The sequence below is a fragment of the Marinobacterium rhizophilum DSM 18822 genome (assembly GCF_000378045.1).
In the GTDB taxonomy this organism is placed as follows: Bacteria; Pseudomonadota; Gammaproteobacteria; order Pseudomonadales; family Balneatricaceae; genus Marinobacterium_A; species Marinobacterium_A rhizophilum.
In genome coordinates this window covers 17,993-39,050 of record NZ_KB899113.1, presented here as the reverse complement: position 1 = coordinate 39,050, position 21,058 = coordinate 17,993, and the positions used below count along the sequence as shown (strand labels likewise).

21 protein-coding genes and 1 riboswitch are annotated in these 21,058 nt (G+C 59.9%); of the genes, 12 read left to right on the top strand and 9 right to left on the bottom strand.

The genetic code is table 11. The features are described 5' to 3' along the window. Nucleotides 1–14: 14 nt before the first annotated feature. A complete protein-coding gene (locus tag F451_RS0121080; protein ID WP_156826581.1) occupies nucleotides 15–266 on the bottom strand; it encodes a hypothetical protein in 252 nt (83 codons plus the stop codon). A gap of 103 nt (nucleotides 267–369) precedes the next feature. Between F451_RS0121080 and F451_RS0121075 the strand changes: the two genes are divergently transcribed. From F451_RS0121075 to F451_RS0121060, 3 genes are all read left to right on the top strand, one after another. Beyond that, the gene (locus F451_RS0121075) at nucleotides 370–684 is read left to right on the top strand and encodes a 2Fe-2S iron-sulfur cluster-binding protein (protein ID WP_020683402.1); all 315 of its coding nucleotides are present in this window, start codon (nucleotides 370–372) and stop codon (nucleotides 682–684) included. Between the two features lie 100 nt (nucleotides 685–784). Next, nucleotides 785–1,276 carry a universal stress protein gene (locus tag F451_RS0121070; protein WP_020683401.1) on the top strand — a complete coding sequence of 164 codons (492 nt, stop codon included), beginning with the start codon at nucleotides 785–787 and terminating at the stop codon, nucleotides 1,274–1,276. A 297-nt stretch (nucleotides 1,277–1,573) separates the two neighbouring features. Next, nucleotides 1,574–2,410 (top strand): 23S rRNA (adenine(2030)-N(6))-methyltransferase RlmJ, encoded by an 837-nt coding sequence (locus F451_RS0121060; protein ID WP_020683399.1) that lies wholly within the window; start codon nucleotides 1,574–1,576, stop codon nucleotides 2,408–2,410. Between the two features lie 26 nt (nucleotides 2,411–2,436). Here the strand turns inward: F451_RS0121060 and F451_RS0121055 are convergent, their stop codons facing one another. Beyond that, nucleotides 2,437–3,261 (bottom strand): RluA family pseudouridine synthase, encoded by an 825-nt coding sequence (locus F451_RS0121055; RefSeq protein WP_020683398.1) that lies wholly within the window; start codon nucleotides 3,259–3,261, stop codon nucleotides 2,437–2,439. 87 nt (nucleotides 3,262–3,348) lie between these two features. Further along, nucleotides 3,349–4,119: a TlyA family RNA methyltransferase gene (locus tag F451_RS0121050; protein ID WP_020683397.1), complete on the bottom strand. Its 771-nt coding sequence runs from the start codon at nucleotides 4,117–4,119 to the stop codon at nucleotides 3,349–3,351. Nucleotides 4,120–4,292: 173 nt separating this feature from the next. Between F451_RS0121050 and F451_RS0121045 the strand changes: the two genes are divergently transcribed. Then, complete coding sequence (locus tag F451_RS0121045; protein WP_020683396.1) at nucleotides 4,293–4,754, top strand: hypothetical protein; 462 nt, start codon at nucleotides 4,293–4,295, stop codon at nucleotides 4,752–4,754. A 100-nt stretch (nucleotides 4,755–4,854) separates the two neighbouring features. Here the strand turns inward: F451_RS0121045 and F451_RS0121040 are convergent, their stop codons facing one another. Both F451_RS0121040 and F451_RS0121035 read right to left on the bottom strand, forming a co-directional pair. After that, nucleotides 4,855–6,213 (bottom strand): alanine/glycine:cation symporter family protein, encoded by a 1,359-nt coding sequence (locus F451_RS0121040; RefSeq protein ID WP_020683395.1) that lies wholly within the window; start codon nucleotides 6,211–6,213, stop codon nucleotides 4,855–4,857. Nucleotides 6,214–6,388: 175 nt separating this feature from the next. Next, complete coding sequence (locus F451_RS0121035; protein WP_156826580.1) at nucleotides 6,389–7,696, bottom strand: D-serine ammonia-lyase; 1,308 nt, start codon at nucleotides 7,694–7,696, stop codon at nucleotides 6,389–6,391. A gap of 194 nt (nucleotides 7,697–7,890) precedes the next feature. Here F451_RS0121035 and F451_RS0121030 point away from each other — a divergent pair, with 194 nt between their 5' ends. Continuing rightward, nucleotides 7,891–8,793, top strand: a complete 903-nt coding sequence (locus F451_RS0121030; protein WP_020683393.1) for a LysR substrate-binding domain-containing protein — start codon at nucleotides 7,891–7,893, stop codon at nucleotides 8,791–8,793. 77 nt (nucleotides 8,794–8,870) lie between these two features. Here the strand turns inward: F451_RS0121030 and F451_RS0121025 are convergent, their stop codons facing one another. After that, the gene (locus F451_RS0121025) at nucleotides 8,871–9,383 is read right to left on the bottom strand and encodes an Lrp/AsnC ligand binding domain-containing protein (protein ID WP_020683392.1); all 513 of its coding nucleotides are present in this window, start codon (nucleotides 9,381–9,383) and stop codon (nucleotides 8,871–8,873) included. A 139-nt stretch (nucleotides 9,384–9,522) separates the two neighbouring features. On the opposite strand from F451_RS0121025, the gene F451_RS0121020 reads away from it, so the two are divergent. The 3 genes from F451_RS0121020 (at nucleotide 9,523) to alr (ending at nucleotide 12,574) form a co-directional block, all read left to right on the top strand. Further along, on the top strand, nucleotides 9,523–10,791 hold the full coding sequence (locus F451_RS0121020) for a D-amino acid dehydrogenase (RefSeq protein WP_020683391.1): 1,269 nt from the start codon (nucleotides 9,523–9,525) through the stop codon (nucleotides 10,789–10,791). A 239-nt stretch (nucleotides 10,792–11,030) separates the two neighbouring features. After that, nucleotides 11,031–11,420, top strand: a complete 390-nt coding sequence (locus F451_RS0121015; protein ID WP_020683390.1) for a Rid family detoxifying hydrolase — start codon at nucleotides 11,031–11,033, stop codon at nucleotides 11,418–11,420. 71 nt (nucleotides 11,421–11,491) lie between these two features. Further along, nucleotides 11,492–12,574, top strand: a complete 1,083-nt coding sequence (alr, locus tag F451_RS0121010) for an alanine racemase (RefSeq protein ID WP_020683389.1) — start codon at nucleotides 11,492–11,494, stop codon at nucleotides 12,572–12,574. Between the two features lie 250 nt (nucleotides 12,575–12,824). Here the strand turns inward: alr and F451_RS26205 are convergent, their stop codons facing one another. Then, nucleotides 12,825–14,615, bottom strand: coding sequence for a DEAD/DEAH box helicase (locus F451_RS26205; protein WP_020683388.1), 1,791 nt, complete (start codon nucleotides 14,613–14,615; stop codon nucleotides 12,825–12,827). Between the two features lie 204 nt (nucleotides 14,616–14,819). Here F451_RS26205 and yciA point away from each other — a divergent pair, with 204 nt between their 5' ends. The 4 genes from yciA (at nucleotide 14,820) to F451_RS26195 (ending at nucleotide 18,915) form a co-directional block, all read left to right on the top strand. After that, nucleotides 14,820–15,224 (top strand): acyl-CoA thioester hydrolase YciA, encoded by a 405-nt coding sequence (gene yciA / locus F451_RS0121000; RefSeq protein ID WP_020683387.1) that lies wholly within the window; start codon nucleotides 14,820–14,822, stop codon nucleotides 15,222–15,224. A 5-nt stretch (nucleotides 15,225–15,229) separates the two neighbouring features. Next, nucleotides 15,230–16,423: a tRNA-queuosine alpha-mannosyltransferase domain-containing protein gene (locus tag F451_RS0120995; protein ID WP_020683386.1), complete on the top strand. Its 1,194-nt coding sequence runs from the start codon at nucleotides 15,230–15,232 to the stop codon at nucleotides 16,421–16,423. Between the two features lie 333 nt (nucleotides 16,424–16,756). Continuing rightward, nucleotides 16,757–17,908 carry a D-alanyl-D-alanine carboxypeptidase family protein gene (locus F451_RS26930; protein WP_020683385.1) on the top strand — a complete coding sequence of 384 codons (1,152 nt, stop codon included), beginning with the start codon at nucleotides 16,757–16,759 and terminating at the stop codon, nucleotides 17,906–17,908. A 125-nt stretch (nucleotides 17,909–18,033) separates the two neighbouring features. Next, the gene (locus tag F451_RS26195; RefSeq protein WP_083928507.1) at nucleotides 18,034–18,915 is read left to right on the top strand and encodes a TraB/GumN family protein; all 882 of its coding nucleotides are present in this window, start codon (nucleotides 18,034–18,036) and stop codon (nucleotides 18,913–18,915) included. Between the two features lie 140 nt (nucleotides 18,916–19,055). Here the strand turns inward: F451_RS26195 and F451_RS0120980 are convergent, their stop codons facing one another. Together F451_RS0120980 and gcvT are read right to left on the bottom strand one after the other, a co-directional pair. Beyond that, entirely contained in the window at nucleotides 19,056–19,430 is a 375-nt protein-coding gene (locus F451_RS0120980) for a glycoside hydrolase 64/thaumatin family protein (RefSeq protein ID WP_020683383.1), read from the bottom strand. 84 nt (nucleotides 19,431–19,514) lie between these two features. Continuing rightward, nucleotides 19,515–19,621, bottom strand: a riboswitch (SAM-I-IV-variant riboswitch). Between the two features lie 221 nt (nucleotides 19,622–19,842). Beyond that, complete coding sequence (gene gcvT, locus F451_RS0120975) at nucleotides 19,843–20,973, bottom strand: glycine cleavage system aminomethyltransferase GcvT (RefSeq protein WP_020683382.1); 1,131 nt, start codon at nucleotides 20,971–20,973, stop codon at nucleotides 19,843–19,845. Nucleotides 20,974–21,058 lie beyond the last annotated feature (85 nt).

Sequence of the window (21,058 nt, the reverse complement as noted above, 5' to 3'; positions counted from 1 at the left end):
GAACGACGGCGATATTAAGCCAGTCGTGCGCCGGGCGCAATGTCACCTAAGCACTTTTTCTGGCTTGCTTTCGCCTTGCGTATCATTGACCTCCCTGTGGCACCGGCGTGGGCATAAAGATCAAGGTCACTGTGCGTATCAAAGCGGAGGGTCAGCGTCTGGAAGGGGAATAGTCCGATGACTGGGGAATGTTGGATGGCGCAATAATGCAGTTGGCTGTCGTTTTCTTCTTTTTCCTTGTCCTGGATCAGTGCCTTGAGATCCACGGCGATCAAGCCCAGTCGTATAATTAAAGGCAGCTTTATAGCTAATGCGTTGTCCTATCAAACTACTGGCTACACTTGAAGTGTTCGCGGGCAGGAGATAGCGATGGCGAAAATTACCTACATCGAACCGGACGGTCAGCGTCGGGAGCTGGACGTGCCCGATGGCTGTAGTGTGATGGAAGGTGCGATTGATAATGGCATCGAAGGTATCGTGGCTCAGTGTGGTGGAGGATGCAGTTGCGGCACCTGTCACGTGTATGTGCTTAGTGGCGCGGCAGGCGAACCGGGGGAGGAAGAACTGGAAATGCTTGAGCTGGTGGCCGCCGAGCGCAAACCGAACAGTCGTCTCAGCTGCCAGCTGGAAGTGGGGCCCGCCCTTGAGGGTTTAGTTGTGCAGATTCCAGACAGGCAATACTGAGTGGCTTTTATGGTGTGTGGTGCAGATTCCGGCCAGGCTGTTCTGACCGAGTATTGAAGCTTTTAAGGCGTAGTGACGTTAACTCAAGGAGATATGAATCATGCTGCCAGAAATCAAACAGGTTCTGTATGCGTCCGATCTGGGTGAAAGCTCGGTGCCGGCGTTTCGCATGGCGGTGAAACTGGCGGTTGATAGCGGGGCCAGCATCACCTTTTTGCACGTGGTGGAAGCGATTAGCCCGTCGACCGAAGCGATAATCGAGACTCATTTCGAACCGGAGGTGCTGGCAAAACTGCGCAAGACGGGGATGGATGAACTCAATAGCAAGATGACGCAGCGGGTAGAACGTTTTTGGGCCGACGAGTTGCCGCAAGGCAAGGCTCAGGAACTCAGCAAGCCTCTGATATTGATCGAAAAGGGCAATGTCGAGGAGAAAATTCTCGCCACCGCGAAACAGATGAATGTAGACGTGATCGTGATGGGCACGCGCACTCATTCGGCACTGGCGAAGATTTTTATGGGTTCCAGCGCACAGAAAGTCATGCAGCACAGCGACCGGCCAGTGCTGATTGTTCCGTTGCCCGCCGACTAAATAGCCGGGTTGGCAACGAGCAGCCTGTCGAACTTAACACTGATTACGACCGGCCAAGCCCGAAAGGCTGCCAGGCTCCATTTGCCGGTCACGCGACAAAAACGGGCGCAGGTGGGCTGGTGTGCCGGTTTTTGCCGTGCCTGCATTGGGCCGTCTTTAAAAAGAGATGGCTCAATGCTGAAACAGCCCCGCTTCATGTATTAACACGGCGAGCCAATAAGGCGGTTTTGCAGTGGAATCCGCAGGGGGGACGGCGTATGCTGGCGTCCCCCGATTTTGACTGCCCCCGGAACGCCGATGCTCAGCTATCGTCATGCATACCATGCCGGCAACTATGCCGATGTCCTGAAACACCTGGTGCTTGCCCGCACGCTCGAATACATGACCGCCAAGGATAAACCGCTGCTGTATCTGGATACCCATGCCGGCGCCGGAGGTTACCGCCTGGGTGCTGCCATGGCCAAGAAAACCGCTGAATTCGAAGAGGGTATCGGGCGACTCTGGGCGCAGCCGCTGCCCGACGTCCTGACACCCCTGATGACGGTGTTGCGCAAGATCAATCCCTCCGGCGGGCTGGAGCATTATCCCGGATCACCTTTGGTGGCGGCGCAGATGCTGCGCCCGCAGGATGCGTTGCGTCTGTTTGAACTTCACCCAAGCGATTATCGTCTGCTCAGCGAGCGTTTCGAACGGGATCGACGGGTACGTGTCGAACGCAGCGACGGCTTTGCCAGCCTCAAGGCGCTGTTGCCGCCGCCGTCGCGACGGGCGCTGGTACTGATTGATCCACCGTACGAGAACAAGGGCGATTATCGCCAGGTGCAAAAGGTTGTACTGGAAGGCTACAAGCGGTTCCCCATCGGAACCTATCTGATCTGGTATCCGGTGGTCGTGCGTGCCCGCATTGATGACATGATTCGCGGCTTTAAGAGTGGCGGTGTGCGCAACCTTTGGCAGGTGGAGCTCGGTCTGGGGCCGGACACCGTCGATTTCGGCATGACGTCGAGCGGACTCTTTATGATCAACCCGCCCTGGACGCTGCCGGGCGAGCTGAAAGAGGCGCTGCCGCAGCTGCGTGATCTGATCGCGCCTGAGCAGGGCTGCTGGTGCTTGAACCAGCTGGTGGGCGAATAGCGCAGCAGCCGTGCTGCGCTTGTGCGTCAGGCGTCGCTTTTGGTGACGAACGGCTGGGGTAGCTGGAATTCGGTGGGCTGGCGGCGTATGGGGCAGATAAAGTTGAGCCGATGCGCTACCAGCAACAAGCCCTCGCGATTCTTGTTGCCTTCGCCGTAGCGCGGATCGCCCATCACCGGGTGGCCGATATGGGCCAGGTGGCGGCGGATCTGGTGGGTACGGCCATGTTCAATGCGAATCTCCAGTACGCTGGTATTACGCTGGGCATCATATTCAAGGCGCGTAAAGTGGGTGATGGCGGCCTTGCCATCCAGTTCGAGGTCAATGGTGCCTTCCATTGGGGCTTCTCCCAGTACCACGGCCTGGTAGCCTTTCTCCACTTCGCCATCCTGAAACATCTTTGACAGTATGGCGGCCATCTTGCGGTTATGGGCCAGCAGTATGAGGCCGCGGGTTTCCCGGTCCAGCCTGTGTACCGGGAAAATCTCCCGTTTGTAGCCATAGGCCAGTTCCGCCATGCGCGGTAGCGCCATGTGATCGCCATAGCGCGTTCCCTGTGACATTACGCCAGCGGTTTTGTACCAGAGGGTATAGCCCATGCGGTCCTCAATGGCGCTGAGCTGGGGCGGCTTGAGTTCCAGCAGGGCTTCATCGTAGTACAGTTCGATTCGATCGCCGGCGCGTAACGGGCTGTTGGCCCGGCGCAGGCGACGTTCGTGGCTTCCGCGTATCAGCCAGACAGCGCCCTTGTTCATGGCGTCCTTGAGACGCTTTTTGGGCAGGCCCGTGGCCTCGGTCAGGTATTCCAGTGCATTGTCGACGGCTGCCGGCAGGGTGCGTTTCAGTTCCATGGGATCTGTCTCGGTAGTGAATGGAGCAAGTATACAGATCTTGCGACGGCTTGCGGGACTTGGTAGCCCGAGGACTCGCCGTTTGGCTCAGCGCGATTCGGTCTTCACGCCAATCAGCAGAAATTCGCGATTACCGTCGCCGCCCGTGATTGGGCTTGGCATATAGTGCTGTATGCAGAGCCCCAGTGACTCGCAGTGCCGACGGATAGTTGCTTCAACTTCTGTATAGAGGCTTTCGTCGCGTACGATGCCTCCCTTGCCGATGCCGCTGCGGCCCACCTCGAACTGGGGCTTCACCAGGCTGATCAGGCGTCCTCCCGCTCGAATCAACGGGACCAGGGATGGCAGTATCTTGGTCTGGGAGATAAAGGACACATCCATGACCGCAAGATCAAAACCGGCGCTATCGCGGCTCAGCGGCAGCAACTGCAGCGGATCAAGCGCGCGGGCATTCACGCCCTCCAGGCAGGTTACGCGGGGGTCGGCCCGAAGGCGTGCATCGAGTTGATCATGTCCGACCTCAATACCGACCACGGCGGCTGCGCCATGCTGCAGCAGGCAGTCGGTGAAGCCGCCGGTTGACTGGCCGACATCAATGGCAACCATGCCGGTCGGGTCCAGTTGCAGCTGCTCCAGCGCGCCCAGCAGTTTCAGGGCGCCGCGGGATACGAAACGATCCTGCGGGTCGGCACTGACGCGCAGCTCCGTGTCAGGGTCGAGCTTCAGGCCGGGCTTGGCGATGCACTGCCATGCGTTGTTCAGGTGCGCCTGCACTCGGCCATCCCTGATCAGACGCTGGGCGTGGGTGCGTGAGCTGGCCAGCGCCCGTGTGACCAGGATCATGTCGATTCGCTGCATGGGGTCTGCACCACTGCGCCATTTAAGAAGGGCGCCATTATAGGCAGTGGGGCAGGTGGCGAAAAGCCGCAGAGTCCCCAGCGTGGGCTTTTTGCTGCGCAGAGCCGGGACTTTCGGCTGAAATTTGGGTGTTTGATAGGCTACACTGCTGAAAACCTTCAGGAACTCGATCGATGAAAGGATACGTACCGTTTCTGTTGCTGGCCTGCGCCTGGGGGCTGGCGTCGCCAGCGATGGCGGCCAGCGAACAGGCCATTCGTGACTGTCAGGCCAGCAGCATGAATCCTCTGGTGGTAAGCGCCTGTGTCAAGAAGCTGACCTCCAAGTCCACACGTCTTGCTGAGATTGAATGTCGCAAACAGCTTAAGTGCTGGGGCAAACGCAATGAAAAGCGGGCTCAGCGCAACTGTGCGCCGGGCTTTGCCCGGGCGGCGCAGTGGGATGCCAGCTGGTGGCGGTTGTGGGATGAGCAGGAGCTGACCCATGTGCGCTGGCGTTCCCGCCGGGATGGAACGCTGGAATACTATGTCGACACGGGGGGCATGCGGCTGATTTGTGGTTATGACCCGGAACTGCCGCAACGTGTGCAGGTGCAGTATGGGCCGGCCAAAGGTGATATCGGACTGGAGCTGTAATCCATGACAGGTGGCGGGCGGGCAATTTGCCCGTAACCTGTGTGCGTGACGCAAAAAAAAGGGACCGGCAATGCCGGTCCCTTTTTTATAGCCGTGGCTATCAGAGGTCTTTGTTTTCAGCAAAGAATTCGCGTGTAACCTGGAAGACCACCGGGCTGAGCAGCAGCAGGGCAATCAGGTTGGGAATCGCCATAAAGGCGTTGAGCGTATCGGCAACCAGCCAGATGAAATCCAGACTCAGGACCGCACCGGCCGGCACTGCCAGAATCCACAGTACCCGGTAAGGGGCAATGGCCTTGACGCCGAAGATGTACTCAACGCAGCGCTCGCCATAGAACGACCAGCCAATGATGGTGGTAAAGGCAAAAATCGCCAGTGCAATAGCCACCAGGTAGTTGCCAAGACCCGGCAGGGCTTGGGCAAAGGCGGCAGAGGTCAGCGCTGCGCCGGATTCGCCACCGGTCCAGATGCCGGAGGTGACGATTACCAGGCCGGTGATCGAGCAGATCAGGATGGTATCGATGAAGGTACCGAGCATGGCGACCAGGCCCTGGCGTACCGGGCTCTTGTTCTGCGCGGCGGCGTGGGCGATAGGGGCTGAACCCAGGCCCGCTTCGTTGGAAAAGATACCGCGGGCCACACCAAAGCGAATGGCCATCCAGACAGCGGCGCCGGCAAAACCACCTTCAGCGGCGACCGGTGAGAAGGCATGGGTGAAGATCAGGTCCAGGGCGTGGGGAATCTGGTCTGCATTGATGAACAGAACAACGAGTCCCGCCACGATGTAGGATACCGCCATGATGGGGACCAGGGCGCCGGCCACATGGCCGATGCGACGGATGCCGCCAATCAGAACCGCGCCAACCAGCACCATCACGACCACGCCAGTGATCCAGGTGGGCAGGCCGAAGTTGGATTCCATCACGCTGGCAATCGAGTTGGCCTGCACGGTGTTGCCGATACCAAAGCCGGCAATGGCTCCGAAGATGGCGAAGGCCATGCCAAGCCAGGCCCATTTTTTGCCCAGGCCGTTCTTGATGTAGTACATGGGGCCACCAACGTGGTTGCCTTCTTCGTCTACTTCACGGTATTTAACGGCCAGTACCGCTTCGGCGTACTTGGTAGCCATGCCGACCAGGGCAGTGATCCACATCCAGAACAGTGCGCCGGGGCCGCCGAGGAAAACGGCCGTGGCGACGCCGGCAATGTTACCGGTACCCACGGTGGCTGAGAGGGCTGTCATCAGGGCCTGAAACGGTGAGATTTCACCGGCTGTTTCTTCGCCGCTGGCGACCTTGCGACCCCGCCACAGCAGCTTGAAGCCGGCACCCAGCTTCAGTATGGGCATCAGACGCAGTCCCAGGGACAGGAACAGTCCGACGCCCAGTATCAGGACCAGCATCAGCGGGCCCCAGACAATACTGTTAATCTCTCCGATGATAGACTCGATCATTTCCATTAGAGGGAAACCTCCTCGTTGTTATTGTTATCACCCGTCCCCGGGTAGGGAGTCGGCATGATGTGAAGTCACCCGGCGATCAGCGTGATGGTGACTTTGAGATTGTTCGGTTCGAGAAGATGCAGAGTACCTTCGGCTTACCGATTTTTGTTTCGTGTAGGAAACAAATTCTATTTTAATCAGTTAAAGTTTCATTTGAAGCTATTTTTCCCTTTTCGAGAAACTTTTTATATTCTTCGTGCGGTACCAGGCGTCCGCCTGTGGTCCAGATAATCTGAGTGGCCTGTTCAAGCCGGGATTCCAGTCCCTGGGCACGCAGATAGTCGCTGCCTTCGCGCTGCAGTAATCGTGCCGGACCTTGAATGCCGGCTGCCGCCGAGGGTTCGATGGCGACCTGCTCGGTGTCCTGCAGTCGATACAGGTCACGGTAGAGGCTGGCATCGGATACGGTGTAAACCCCCGACAGCAGCGAGCGAATGCGTGTGCAGACCCACTCGGAGGCCAGGCCCACGGCCAGGCCGTCGGCTTCCGTGCTGCAGGTCAGGCCCGCATCATAAACCGATGGTATGCCGGGGTCCTGCACGCCGAGCAGCACGCAGGGCGCCTGCGCCGGTTCGGCAAAGAAGCAATGCACGGCGCTGCCGAAAACCTGTTTCAGACCAAAGCAGATGCCCCCGGGCGCTCCGCCCACACCGCAGGGAATATAGACCATCAGCGGGTGGTCCGCGTCGACGGTAACGCCGGCTTGTTGGAGCTGGGTCTGTAGCCGCAGTGCCGCCACGGCATAGCCATAGAACAGGCGGGGCGAATTCTCATCGTCTACAAAGTAGCCCATGGGGTTGGCTTCGGTGTCAGCGCGCCCGGCGGCAACCGCTGCACTATAGTCGCTCGCATGCTCGATGACGCGCACACCAAAGTTGCGCAGGCGCTGCTTTTTCCATTCCTTGGCGTCACTGGACATGTGAACGCAGGTATCAAAGCCCAGCGCGGCGCCGATCACGCCAATGCTCAGGCCCAGGTTACCGGTGCTGGCGACGCCCAGCAGGTGCTGCGCAAAGAGCGCACGAGCGTCCGGGCCTGCCAGTTTGAGGTAATCGTCGTCGATGCTGTGCAGAATACCGGCTGCCAGGGCGAGGGATTCTGCGTGGCAGAGCACCTCGTGAAAGCCGCCGCGGGCCTTCACGGATCCCGCAATTGGCAAGTCATGGTCGGCCTTGAGCAGTAAGGTACCCGGCAGTGAGAGTGCCTGCTGCAGTGCCGGCACGGCCAGCAGGGGAGATTCGATCAGGCCCTGATCCGTTGCAAGCTCCGGAAACAGCCTGGCCAGCAGCGGCGCGCAACGCTGCAGCCTGGACTCGGCAGCCAGGATATCGTGCAGCTCGGCTGGAGGTGCTGCCGGCTCATAGGCCGGGTTTAGCCAGAATAATGGTTGGCCCAGCGAGAGCTGTTGCCTGAGTGTTGACGGGTCTGGAGCTGGCACCATCATTCCTCGCTAGTTTGTCGGTTATCGCGGCGCATTCTGGATTCGGCGCGCCGGAACTGCAACCAAGGAATATTCAATGAGCATTTAGCTGGGCTAAAGTGAGTTTAGCCCGTAAATCCACTGACGGGGGTTCGCAAACCGCAGTGGCTCTGCTTTACTGTCTGCTCAGACAGACCTCAGGCTTCGGAGCCCCGATGATCAATGCCCAGATTCTTGCCGCCCTGAGGACCTTTGAGGCGGCATCCCGTGCCCTGAGTTTTACCCGCGCAGCTGAGGAACTGCATGTCACCACGGGCGCGGTCAGCCAGCAAATCAAACATCTGGAGGCGCAGCTGGGGTTCAAGCTGTTCGAGCGTCTGCCGCGCGGCCTGAACCTGACTGGCGAAGGGCAGCAGCTCTTCGTGGTGGTGCAAAAGTGTCTGCTGGATCTGGATGGTTGTGTGCAGCGCCTGCAGCGCGGAATGCTGGAGGGACAGATTCGTTTTCGCTCGACGCCATCGCTGCTGTTCAAGTGGCTGGTGCCGCGGCTGCATCTGTTCCAGGCCGGCTATCCCGATATTCGGGTGGAGACCTTCGCCGAGGAATCGCTGCTGCGCACTGAACCGCGGGATTTCGATCTGGCGATCGATTACAGCTTCGGTGAATACCGCGAGCTGGTGGCGGTGCCGCTGCTGGCCGAAACCCTGTTTCCGGTGGCCAGCCCCGAGTATGCAGCGGGACGTGACTGGACGGATCCCGCCAGCTGGCGGGACATGACGCTGTTGCACGACTCCATGCCCTGGCGCGAGGCGCGGCATGATGCGGAGTGGCGTTATTACCTGGACAAGGCGGGCCTGGGATCGGTGGACAGCGATCGCGGCCACTACTTCAACCGGGCAGATCTTGCCATGGAAGCCGCCGCCGCGGGGCTCGGTGTGGCGCTGGCCCGGGGATGCCTGATCGATGAGGATCTGGAGCGTGGACGCCTGGTGGCACCGTTACCGGCCCTGCCTTCCTGCTGCGCCTATTATCTGATACATCGCCCAGGTGCGCTGGACAACGCCCGTCTGCGGGTATTTTTCGACTGGTTGCTTCAGCTGCCGGACGCGGAGCGCTAAGGCCGAATGCACGGGTTCGCTTCTGTCCCAGTGTCTGTATCCTGCCGCTAATGGGTGCCTTTACCTGATCGGTGCCTTTAATAGGTACGCGGCTTGGTGATATCGATGGGCAGCGCCAGTGACTCCTTCACTTCTTCCATCACGATATAGCTCTTTGAGTTTTTGACGCCCGGCAGTGTAAGCAGCATCTCTCCCAGCAGTTCACGGTATTCGGTCATGTCGCGGATACGTGCCTTGAGCAGGTAGTCCGAGTCGCCGGACACCAGGTGGCACTCCATGATGTAGGGCAGCTGTGCTACCGCCTTGTTGAAGCTGTCGAATGCGTCGGGTGACTGGTAAGACAGGGCGATCTCGACAAAAACCAGCATGCTGTAGCCCAGCGCCGCGGGATTGACCCGGGCGTAGTAGCCCTCGATATAGCCGTCCTTTTCCAGTCGTTTAACCCGTTCCATGCAGGGGGTCGTGGAGAGCCCGACCCGATCGGCCAGTTCCGTATAGGAAATGCGACCTTCAAACTGCAGGGTACGCAGGATATTCATGTCTATACGGTCAAGTTTGCGCTTTTTGTGAGCACTGCCGATGGTTTCCATAATTATTTCCGGTAATTATATTTATAGGCAGATTATTATCCGTATAAACAACAAAAACGCAAAAAAATTCTGACAAATTATCCCTATACTCCAATACATATTCTTGTAACAGATTTAAAAATAAGCAGAGGGTAGTCACATGCGTGTAGTCGTTCTCGGTAGTGGTGTTGTCGGCGTTACCAGCGCCTGGTATCTCGCCAATGCGGGGCATGAAGTCACGGTCATTGACCGCCAGTCTGCAGCGGCCATGGAAACCAGCTACGGCAATGCCGGGCAGGTTTCACCGGGTTATTCGGCACCCTGGGCGGCGCCTGGCGTGCCCTTCAAGGCGGTCAAGTGGCTGATGCAGGATCTGTCGCCGCTGATGATCAAGCCGACGCTGGATTCTCAGTTCTACGGGTGGATGAGCAAAATGCTCGCCAACTGCACTGAAGGCAAGTACCAGGTCAACAAGGGTCGCATGGTGCGCATCGCCGAGTATAGTCGCGACTGCCTCAAGGCACTGCGTGAGACCATCGACATCGACTACGAACACCGCACCGGCGGCACCCTGCAGCTGTTCCGTACGCAGAAGCAGGTTGATGGTTCTGCCAAGGATATCCAGGTTCTGCGCGAGCTGGGTGTGCCTTTCTCCGTACTGGATCGTCAGGGCTGTGTCTCCAAGGAGCCCGCGCTGCAGTATGTGCAGGACAAGATTGTCGGCGGTTTGCAGCTGCCGGGCGATGAGACCGGTGACTGCTTCAAGTTCACCCAGGCGCTGGCTGAGCGCTGTGAAGAGCTGGGCGTCAAGTTCATGTACAACACCCAGATTGACGGCCTGGTCATGGAGAAGGGGGATGTCGTCGGTGTGAAAACCGCTGCCGGCGTGATGAAGGCTGACCGCTACCTGGTCTGCATGGGCAGCTACAGCCCCATGTTGCTCAAGCAGATCGACATGCGTGTGCCCATCTATCCGGTCAAGGGCTACTCACTGACACTGCCGATTATCGATGAAAGCCGCGCGCCGGTGTCTACCGTCATGGATGAGACCTACAAGGTTGCAGTGACCCGCTTTAACGATCGCATTCGTGTCGGCGGCAGTGCAGAGCTTGCCGGTTACGACCTGTCGATGCCGGAGAAGCGCCGTGCCAATGTCAACTTCGTGGTCTCCGACCTGTTCGGCGGTGGCGGTGATATGGATCAGGCTGAGTTCTGGACCGGCCTGCGTCCCATGACGCCGGACGGTACGCCGGTTCTGGGGGCAACACGCTACCCGAGCCTGTACCTCAATACCGGCCATGGCACCCTGGGCTGGACCATGTCGCTGGGCTCGGCCAAGTTTGTCTCCGATCTGATGAGCGGTCACGAGACCGACATCGATCCAGTGGGTCTGGGGATTGACCGTTATCCCTTCGCCTACGCCGGCTGATCGCTGGCAGCGTTGAGCGCGAAATTGCCGTTCTGGCGACATTCGCACTGCGGTTGCTGCGCGCCTTGTCGCAAGGGCGCAGCAACTGGTCGCTGACTTTTGGCGCCGAATCTAGGACACTTAGGATTGCAGTCACGGACTCCTCCGCCGGGGCTTCAATCCTAAGTGGCCCGCTGGGTACCTGTACGCCAGCGCCATTGCAATCACAGTGAATCATAAATCAGTACCAAGGAAGCGACATGGCTAACCGTAGCATCATCAATACCGAAAAAGCCCCTGCAGCGATCGGCACTTACTCCCAGGCTGTCAAGGTGGGTAACACCGTCTATATCTCCGGGCAGATTCCGCTGGACCCTGCGACCATGGAAGTGGTTGGCGACTCCTTCGAGGCTCAGGCCGTACGCGTATTTGAAAACCTCAAGGCGATCGCCGAAGAAGCCGGTGGATCCCTGGATCACTGTGTCAAGCTGACCATCCTGCTGTCGGATCTGGCCAACTTTGCCCAGGTAAACGAAGTAATGTCCCGCTACTTCTCTGCACCGTATCCCGCGCGCGCGGCTTACGCGGTGAAGCAGCTGCCCAAGGCTGTGGACATCGAAGTTGAAGCGATCATGGTCACCGGCGAGTAAATCCCGCCGCCGGGTCCGGCGCTAGCTGGCCCCGGTTGTTCGCAGCGTAATCGGCATTCGGAGGAATGAGTATGAGTCGTCCAGCAAAGGCCACGATCGATCTGGCCGCCATCCGTCACAATTATCGCCTGGCGCGCGCGCTCGCACCCAATGCGCGTGCGGCGGCCATTATCAAGGCCAATGCTTACGGGCATGGTGCCGTGGTTGTAGCCAGGGCGCTGGCAGGCGAGGCGGATGCCTTCGGTGTCGCCTGTATTGAAGAGGCGATGGAGTTGCGCGACGCCGGTATCGAGCAGCCGATTGTGTTGCTCGAAGGTTTTTTCGAAGCCGATGAGCTGGACTATATCTCACGCAACGGTCTCTGGACGGTGGTGCATAGCGAGCACCAGATTGATGCGCTGGCGGCGGCCGATCTGCCCGTGCCGGTCAATGTCTGGTTGAAGATGGATTCAGGCATGCACCGCTTGGGGTTTGAGCCGCGCAATTTCCATGCGGCGTACACCCGCTTGCGTGCGCTGCCGCAGGTCGCGGAAATCACCTTGATGAGTCATTTTGCCTGTGCCGATAATCTGGCGCAGGATACCACGCAGCGTCAGCTGGCCGAATTTGACCAGGCGGTGGAAGGCATTGATGCCCCCCACAGTCTGGCCAACTCGCCGGCCACCCTGGCCTGGCCGCAGGCGCGGCGTGACTGGCTGCGTCCCGGCCTGATGCTGTGGGGCGCGACGCCCTTTGAGGTGGCGCAGGAAGAGGCAGCGAAGCTGCAGCCTGCGATGACCCTGACAACCGAGATTATCGCGATTCACGAGCTGGAGGCGGGTGATGCGGTGGGCTATGGCGCCAGTTTTGTCTGTCAGCGTCCGAGTCGCATTGCCACCATTGCCATGGGTTACGGCGATGGTTATCCGCGTCATGCGGTGAGCGGTACGCCGGTGGTGGTCAATGGTCAGCGCACTGTCACTGCCGGGCGTGTTTCCATGGATATGATGACGATTGATATTACCGATATTCCGGGCGCCAAAATTGGCGATACGGTTGAGCTCTGGGGGCATCAGCTGCCGGTATCGGAAGTGGCGCAGTTCTGCGGCACCATTCCCTATACGCTGCTGACCTGCCTGACGCGCCGGGTGGCGCTGGAATACCGCAACGCCTGAGCCACCCAGTGCTGTCTTCGGTTGTCTGGACGAGCAAAGTGCGTGGCGTGTTTGTCATCAGGGGCTGATGTGGCTCTGATTATGAGCCGTTTGATATAAATAGCCTGATATAAAAAAGCCCGCGACCGGGTTGCCGGTCGCGGGCTTTTTCGTGTCATCGCTACAGGCGCGTCCCCGGGAGGCTTTTGCCTGTTACCCGCGTGGCCGTAGCCACGCGGCCGTAGCCACGTGGGGCGGTTTGCAGTCGCTGTTACTTCTGCGCCGGACGACGGTTCGGTGCTGCACCTTCGCGGGGCTTGCCGCGACCCTTGTTGGGTGCGCCCTTGCCGGGACGACGCGCTGCGCGTGACGGCGCACCACGATCCGTATCGGGCTGTTCGCCGGCCGGATGGATGTTCAGGCGCTGACCGCATACGAAGGCTTTCTTCAGAACCTGCATGACCTTGGCGGGCATGCCGGCCGGAAGATCAACGGTGCTGTAGTCGTCGAACAGATCGATCTGGCCGATCAGGTTGGCGGCCATGTTGGCTTCGTTGGCGATGGCGCCGACGATGTTTTTCGGCATCACGCCGTGGCTGCGGCCAACCATGACCACGAAACGCTGCATTTCGATTTCCGGGTGATCCTTCAGCGGGCGGGCGTTAGGATTCACATTGATCGGTCCGCGGCGCTCGCGTGGCTGTTCGTCCTTGTACTCGCGCGGCTGCGGAATTTCACGCTCGTCCAGCAGCAGCGGTGTTTCACCCTGGGCCAGCAGCGCCAGCGCCGCAGCGATCTGCATGGGATCGGTATCGTGCTCTTTCTGGTAGTCGGTCAGCAGGTCCAGATAGGTGGATATTTCACCATTATCCAGCGTGTCGCTGATGCGCTGCATGAAGCGTTCGACACGTTTCTCGTTGATCACGCCGACGCTCGGGAGCTCGATACGTTCGAGCGGCTGGCGCGTTGCCTTTTCAATGGCGTACAGCATGCGGGTTTCGCGCGGTGCCACGAACAGGATCGCCTCACCCTTGCGCCCGGCGCGGCCAGTACGGCCAATACGGTGAACGTAGGACTCGGTGTCGTAGGGAATGTCGTAGTTCAGTACATGGCTGATACGTTCAACATCCAGGCCGCGGGCCACAACATCAGTACCCACCAGAATGTCGATCTTGCCATTCTTGATGCGTTCAACGATGCGTTCGCGCTGTTGCTGGGAGATATCGCCGTTGAGTGCCTCGGCGGCGTAGCCGCGGGCAGACAGCTTGCTCGCCAGCTCTTCGGTGGCAGATTTGGTGCGCACGAAGATCAGCATGGCCTCGAAGGATTCGATTTCGAGGATGCGGGTCAGGGCTTCGAGCTTGTGGTGTCCGCTGACGCGCAGGTATTTCTGCGTGATCGTGGGCGCTGTCGACGTCTTGCTGACAATCCGGACTTCTTCCGGGTTGTTCAGGTATTTCTGCGCAACGCGCTTGATCTGCGGCGGCATGGTGGCCGAGAACAGTGCGATCTGGCGCGTTTTCGGCGTGTGCTCGAGGATCCATTCGACATCGTCGATGAAGCCCATGCGCAGCATTTCGTCTGCCTCGTCCAGCACCATGGCGGAGAGGGTGTCGAGTTTCAGCGAACCACGACGCAGGTGGTCCATCACGCGACCCGGTGTGCCGACGATGACCTGGGCGCCGCGCTTGAGCTGGCGCAGCTGGGTGTCGTAAGCCTGGCCGCCGTAAATCGGCAGTACGTGGAAATCCGGCATGTGTTTGGCGTACGACTGGCAGGCTTCGGCAACCTGGATTGCCAGTTCACGCGTAGGTGCCAGCACCAGCATTTGCGGCTCGCGACGCGTAGTGTCCAGCCCGGACAGAAGTGGCAATGCAAAGGCAGCGGTTTTACCGGTGCCGGTCTGAGCCATACCAAGCAGATCTCTGCCGGCGAGCAGGTGCGGAATACTAGCCGCTTGAATCGGAGATGGAATTTCGTAACCGACGTCGGTCAGTGCCTTGAGCACCGGTTCGGAGAGACCGAGAGAGGTAAAGGAGAGCTGTTCACCAGCATCTGACATGGATTGAAGTACCTTGAAACTGAGACCCCATGCCGCTGGCACAGAATCTGGATGGGGGAAAAGGTCGCATATTATACAAAAATGGGGATTACAAGTCTATCACTGAAGTGCCTGGCATCGCGTGAAGGCGGGACGCTGAGGGGTTGTAGACGTATACTACTGAGCTTGTTCAGATTTTTATCAAATTATTCACAGGAGTCACAGGTGACGGACAGTACCCAAGAACCCAGCGGCGATCTTTTGCTGCGTACGCTGGCCATGCCTGCCGATACCAATACCAACGGCGATATATTTGGCGGCTGGATCATGTCGCAGATGGACATTGCCGGTGGCATTCTGGCCCAGCAGATTACAGCGGGTGCCGTCGTTACAGTGGCGGTGGATTCAATGAAATTCATCAGCCCGGTGCAGATGGGTGATGTGGTGTGTTGCTATGGCGAGATGAAACGCCAGGGAAACACCTCGTTGGCATTGCATCTTGAAGTCTGGGTACGTCCGCGTATGAGTCGCGAAAAGGGCAGCCGTCCACATTCCAAAGTCACCGAAGCGGTGTTCACCTACGTGGCCATTGACGAAAACGGCGTCAAGCGCCGGATTCCGCGCGACTGATCTGCGTGCGTATTCTGCTGTTATCGGCCTACGATGCGGCCAGCCATCAGCACTGGTATCGCCAGCTGATGGAGGGGTTCCCGGGCTGGGAATGGACGCTGCTGCGCCTTGCGCCACGGTATTTTTCCTGGCGCATTCGGGGCAACAGTCTTAGCTGGGCCCTGGGCGAGCGCGAAACCCTGCTGCGCGCCTATGATCTGGTGCTGGCAACCTCCATGACGGATCTGTCGGCATTGCGCGGGCTGGTGCCGGCGCTGGCCCAGGTTCCGGCCCTGGTGTATTTCCACGAAAACCAGTTTGCCTATCCCGAGTCTGACCGCGCCTTCAAGGCGGTTGAGCCCAAGATTCTCAATATCTATACAGCGCTCGCGGCTGACCATGTACTGTTCAATTCGGCCTACAACCGGGACAGTTTCCTGGCAGGTTGCGCCGCGCTGCTTAAAAAATTGCCGGATCACGTGCCGCCCGGCATCGTGCCGCTGTTGACTGAGCGCTCCTCTGTATTGCCGGTGCCGCTGGCTGACAGCTGTTTTGCGCCTGCCGTTCAGGGTGATGAATGCTTCGATCCCCGCTGGCAGCAAGGTGCTGCAGCGCCGGGCAGCGGGCAGCGCCCGGTGCGTATTCTGTGGTCGGCCCGCTGGGAATATGACAAGGGGCCGCGCCGATTGCTCGCCATTTTGCAGGCACTTGAAGACCGGCAGATGGATTACAGGCTGTGCCTGCTGGGGCAGAGTTTTCGTCATACGCCGGCGGAGTTTGGCGAGATCGGCACGCGGTTTGCGCACCGGCTCGCGCAGTTTGGTTTCGCGCCGTCCCGGTCTGAGTATCAGGCATGGCTGCGATCAGCCGACCTGGTGCTGTCCACTGCCGAGCATGAGTTTCAGGGTCTGGCTGTGCTTGAAGCGCTGGCCGCAGGGTGCCTGCCGGTGCTGCCGGACCGGCTGGTGTATCCGGAGTTCGTGCCGCCGTCGGGTCTCTACGCCGATGCCGGCGAAGATATTGCCGCGGAGGCGCGCCATGCCGCCGACCTGATCGAGCGGCAGGCGCGCCGGGTCATGTTCGCGCAGGCGAGGGCGGATACGATGGTCGATGACAGCGGCCTGCCAGCCCAGCTGAGGCGCCGCTTTGCATGGAGTCACCTCAAATCCGACTATGAATCGGTCATGCTGTCGCTGACAGGGGGCGGAGCAGCTATCTGAGTGCCTCGTTAACCTATGCAGTCTCTGCGCCGCGGCGAGTAAGGCGCCGCCGCGCATTCGCATAAGCCGCTGCGCATTCGCATAAAATGCAGCAAGCAGTGTGGCCTGACTGTGCACTGCCTGAGCATGACCTATGCTGTTAGGCATCATTAATTCCTGCGGTCTTGTCCCTGCGCGCCCGGTGTTGGCGCACGTTGTCATGGAGTGCTGAGGGGAGGTCGAGCTGCCATGTGTTTGCATTGTAAAGCCACCCATTATTCCCGTTCCCGCTATTGCCCGGTACGGCGTCATGCTGTTGCATTCGCGCTTGTTGTGCTGCTGGGGTGCGTTGCAATGCCGGCCGTTGTGGCGGCTAATCCGGTGCTGGTGGTGGATGCGGCCAGCGGCAGCATTGTTCATCAGGATGGCGCGGATCAGCGCTGGTATCCCGCATCCCTTGCCAAGCTCATGACGCTCTACCTGGTGTTTGAGGCGCTGGATCAGGGGCGCCTGGCGCTGAATACTCCCTTGCCGGTGTCCTCTGCAGCGGCGGCGCAGCCCGCGGTGCGGCTGGGGTTGCGACAGGGCGCGACGCTGACGGTGGCGCAGGCGGTCGAGGCGCTGGCAACAGTGTCATCCAACGATGCCGCCGTCGTGCTGGCAGAGGCACTGGCCGGCACAGAAACACAGTTTGCCGTGAAAATGACGGCGCGTGCCGCTGCCCTTGGGATGGTGGATACCCATTATGCCAATGCCAGTGGTCTGCCCAATGACGCGCAGGTGACGACAGCGCGGGATCAGGCCATTCTGGCCCGTCGCTTGTTGACGGACTTCCCGCAGCATTACGCCCTTTTTGCCACCCGTTTCACCCGTTACCAGGGGCGTACACTGCACACGCATAACGGGCTGCTGGGGCGCTATCCGGGGGCAGACGGCATGAAGACCGGCTTCACCTGTGCGGCGGGGTACAATATCGTCGCGTCGGCCGCGCGTGGCGGCCGGCGCCTGATTGCGGTGGTGCTGGGTGCGAACAGCCGGGCGGCGCGGGATGCCCAGGTGAGCCGGCTGCTCGATGCGGGGTTCGCCGCGCCGGTGTCTGTAGCGCAGTCCGTGCGGCTTGAGGTGCGCCCGCAGGGAGTGCTGGCTGCGGTGCAGGGCACGGTGGGGCGCAGTGGCTGTGAGCAGGGTGGGCCGGCGGGGCGAATGCATACGCGTGTGGTCTGGCCGATTGAAAGTTGGGGCCTGCTGCTGGGAATCTATCCTGATCGGGCCCAGGCGCGTCGCGCCATTGCAGCGGTAAAGACGCAGCTGGGCGGGGCTTTGGACGGCGGGCGTCCGCTGCTGCTGGAACGGGATATGGAAAACGGTACCTCCTGGAAGGCGCTGCTGATCGGCTACAGCCGCAACAACGTCGGCGCCGTTTGCCTGCGGATGCGGGCCAAAAATATCGACTGTGTCGCCCAGCCGCCTTTCATGCTTAATTTGCCGGGCTACGCGAAACGCTAAACCGCGTGCACTCTGGGTGAGTACCGCCTGAATTGGGAAAATTACAGCGACTACGGCAGCGCCGGCTTTCTGTCCGGGATCGCTTGCGGGTACTGTGACGCAAATAGATTGTCGCGGGAGGCTTAATGATAAAGGCGGGATTTGGCCGTATGCTGCGCTGTGCGATGGCGCTGCTGCTGTTGTGCGCGCCGCCGCTCTGGGCGCAAAGCCCCGTTTGGCGCCTCGATAACGGCTCCAGTGTGCTTTATCTCGGAGCGACGGTACACATGCTCAGGCCCGCAGACTTGCCGCTGCCGGCTGTGTTTGATCAGGCCTATGCGCTTTCCGATGTGTTGCTGTTTGAGGTGGATCTTGGCGGGTTGGCGGACCCTCGAGTGCAGGGGCTGATCGCCCAGCGCATGGTGTATCCCTCTGGCAGCCGCCTTTCAGACCATCTGTCGAATACAACCTGGCTTCAGTTGCAGCGTTATGCGCAAAGTCGTGGAGTCTCTGCGCAGGTGTTGCAGCCGTTGCGGCCTTCGGGCGTGTTTTTGACGCTGCTGGGGGTTGAAATGGTGCGTCTCGGGGCGACAGAGGAGGGCGTCGACATGCGTTTGTATCGCCAGGCTCTGGATGACGGCAAGCCGATACTCGGGCTGGAAAGCATCGAGCAGCATCTGCAGTACCTGTTTTCCATGGGAGAGGAGGACCCCGATCTGTTCATGGCGCAACTGCTGGATGAACTGGACGCTGACAGTACGATGCTCGATACCATGATTGATGCGTGGCGCGAGGGGGATGAAACAGTGCTGTACGATGAGCTGGTACTGCCGCTCAAGCTCGAATATGAGCCGCTCTACCGCAGCCTGGTACTGGCACGCAACCGGCTCTGGTGGCCGCAGATCGAGTCTCTGCTGCGCAGTCCTGAAACCGAGCTGGTGCTGGTCGGTGCGGCCCACCTGGTCGGGCCGGACGGCCTGTTGGCGCGGGCGCGTGAGCTGGGTTTTAGCGTGCAGCCCATGCGGTAACAAAAAGGGCCGGGCGCCGCCATCGCGAAGGCTTCGCTGACCTGGCTGGGCGTCGCGTTTTGCCGCCGACACTCGAATGCCGGCGTTGCGCGGTTTTCTGTCCAGGTGTTCCTGTAATGAAGGTGTTCTGTGTGCAGTGCCTAGCTATCGCGCGCGTCAAGCCACTGGCGTGTGCGTGCGGCGTCAATGCGCGGCAGCTCTGCCCAGAGTGCCTGCCCAAACAGGGTTTCCAGGTTGCAGTCGGCCTGGGTGCGTTCCAGTTTTTGCCAGATGCGTGTCCCATTGCCGGTGCAATACTCGATATACAGGAACCAGCTGTCGTGGGCCGTGCCGTTGTTGTCTTTGCGCTTGCCAGCGGCGGCCCAGACATGCAGCGGGCACTGGTGGCGCAGGCTCTGCACGCGTCGGGTGTTGCCTTGCTGTGATGTGGACTGTGGCTGCAGATCGCGCGCGGGCTCGTGCCAGCAGGGCGCTGCTGTTTCCGGTGTGGCGGTAATAAAGTGTGCTTCGAACATGCCGTGCTCCCATGTATTAACGAAAGGCCTGCTGCAATCGCAAGGCTTTCAAAACTCATTCATGAGAGCTGACGTATTAAGTGCGGATACCTGATTGGTTGTCGGTATAGACCGCATCGCCGCTTGGCGGCAACCACCTTGCCCAGGTAGGCAGGTTGGCGAGGACGTCAGCCCTTCTCGTGATGCAAAACTGTGTAACGAGGCGTAAATCTACCTGCTCAGGGCCTTGAGTGCAAGCTTGGCAGCGAGCAGATTAATCCTGCGTGAACCGGGGCTGTGCCGGTGCCAGGGAAGGCCCCTGGCATCGTGCTGGCGGTGGCCGGCGCCGTGATGCACGACGCCGGCTTTTAACTTCTGCGCTTAACCTCGGCGCTTAACCCCGCTTCTTAGCCTCGGCTCTTAACCCCGCTTCTTAGCCTCGGAAATAGCGCTGCTCGACAAACGGCATCTTGCTGATGCGCATGGGCAGTTTCTTGCCGCGCACTTCGGCGAAGATGGTGCTGTCCATAACAGCGGCGGCGCTGTCGACGTAGCCCATGGCGATGGACGCGCCAGCGCTAGGGCCGAAAGTGCCTGAGGTCACTACGCCGATGCGGTTGTCGTCGGCATCAAACAGTTCGGTGCCTTCGCGTACCGGCGCCCGGCCTTCACCGATCATGCCGACGCGCTTGCGGCTGTTGTCCTTGTTGGTGATCTGGCCCAGGATGATGTCGGCGCCGGGGAAGCCGCCGGCACGCTCGCCGCCGGTGCGGCGGCACTTGGAAATGGCCCACAGCAGGCTGGCTTCGACCGGTGTCGTGCTGGTATCCAGGTCATGGCCGTACAGGCACAGGCCGGACTCCAGGCGCAGGGAGTCGCGGGCACCCAGGCCAATGCATTCAACTTCCGGCTGGTCCAGCAACAGGCGGCTCAGGCGCTCGGCCTGGTCGGCAGGGATGGAGATTTCATAACCATCTTCACCGGTATAGCCCGAGCGGCTGATAAAGCACTCTACGCCGTCAATGCTGATGCGGCCGCTGTCCATGAACAGCATGTCGGCAACCTGTGGAGCCAGCCGGCTCAGGGCGGTGACGGCCTCGGGACCCTGCAATGCAATCAGGGCGCGGTCGTCCAGTTCCTGCAGGGTGACACTTGCAGGCAGGTGGGCGCGCATGTGGGCAATGTCCTGCTCCTTGCAGGCGGCATTGATCACGACATACAGGCTATCACCCCAGTTGGCGATCATGAGGTCATCCAGAATCCCGCCCTGTTCGTTGGTGAACATGGCATAGCGCTGCTTGCCAACGGGCAGGTCAATGATATCCACCGGCACGAGGGATTCCAGCATGGCGGCCGCTGCATCGCCGGTCAGCAGTACCTGGCCCATGTGAGATACGTCGAACAGGCCGGCCTTCTCGCGGGTCTGCAGGTGCTCCTTCTTAACGCCCAGCGGGTACTGTACCGGCATCTCATAGCCTGCAAAGGGGACCATTTTGGCGCCCAGTTCCAGGTGCAGGTTATAAAGTGGGGTTTTCTTAAGGGCGCTGTTGGGCTGCTCTGCCATGGTGTGCTCCGTTATAGAAGGTATGTTGGCCGTCCGGATGCTGGCGCTCTGTCGGTCTTAACACCTGTTGCTGTTAAGCCAGACA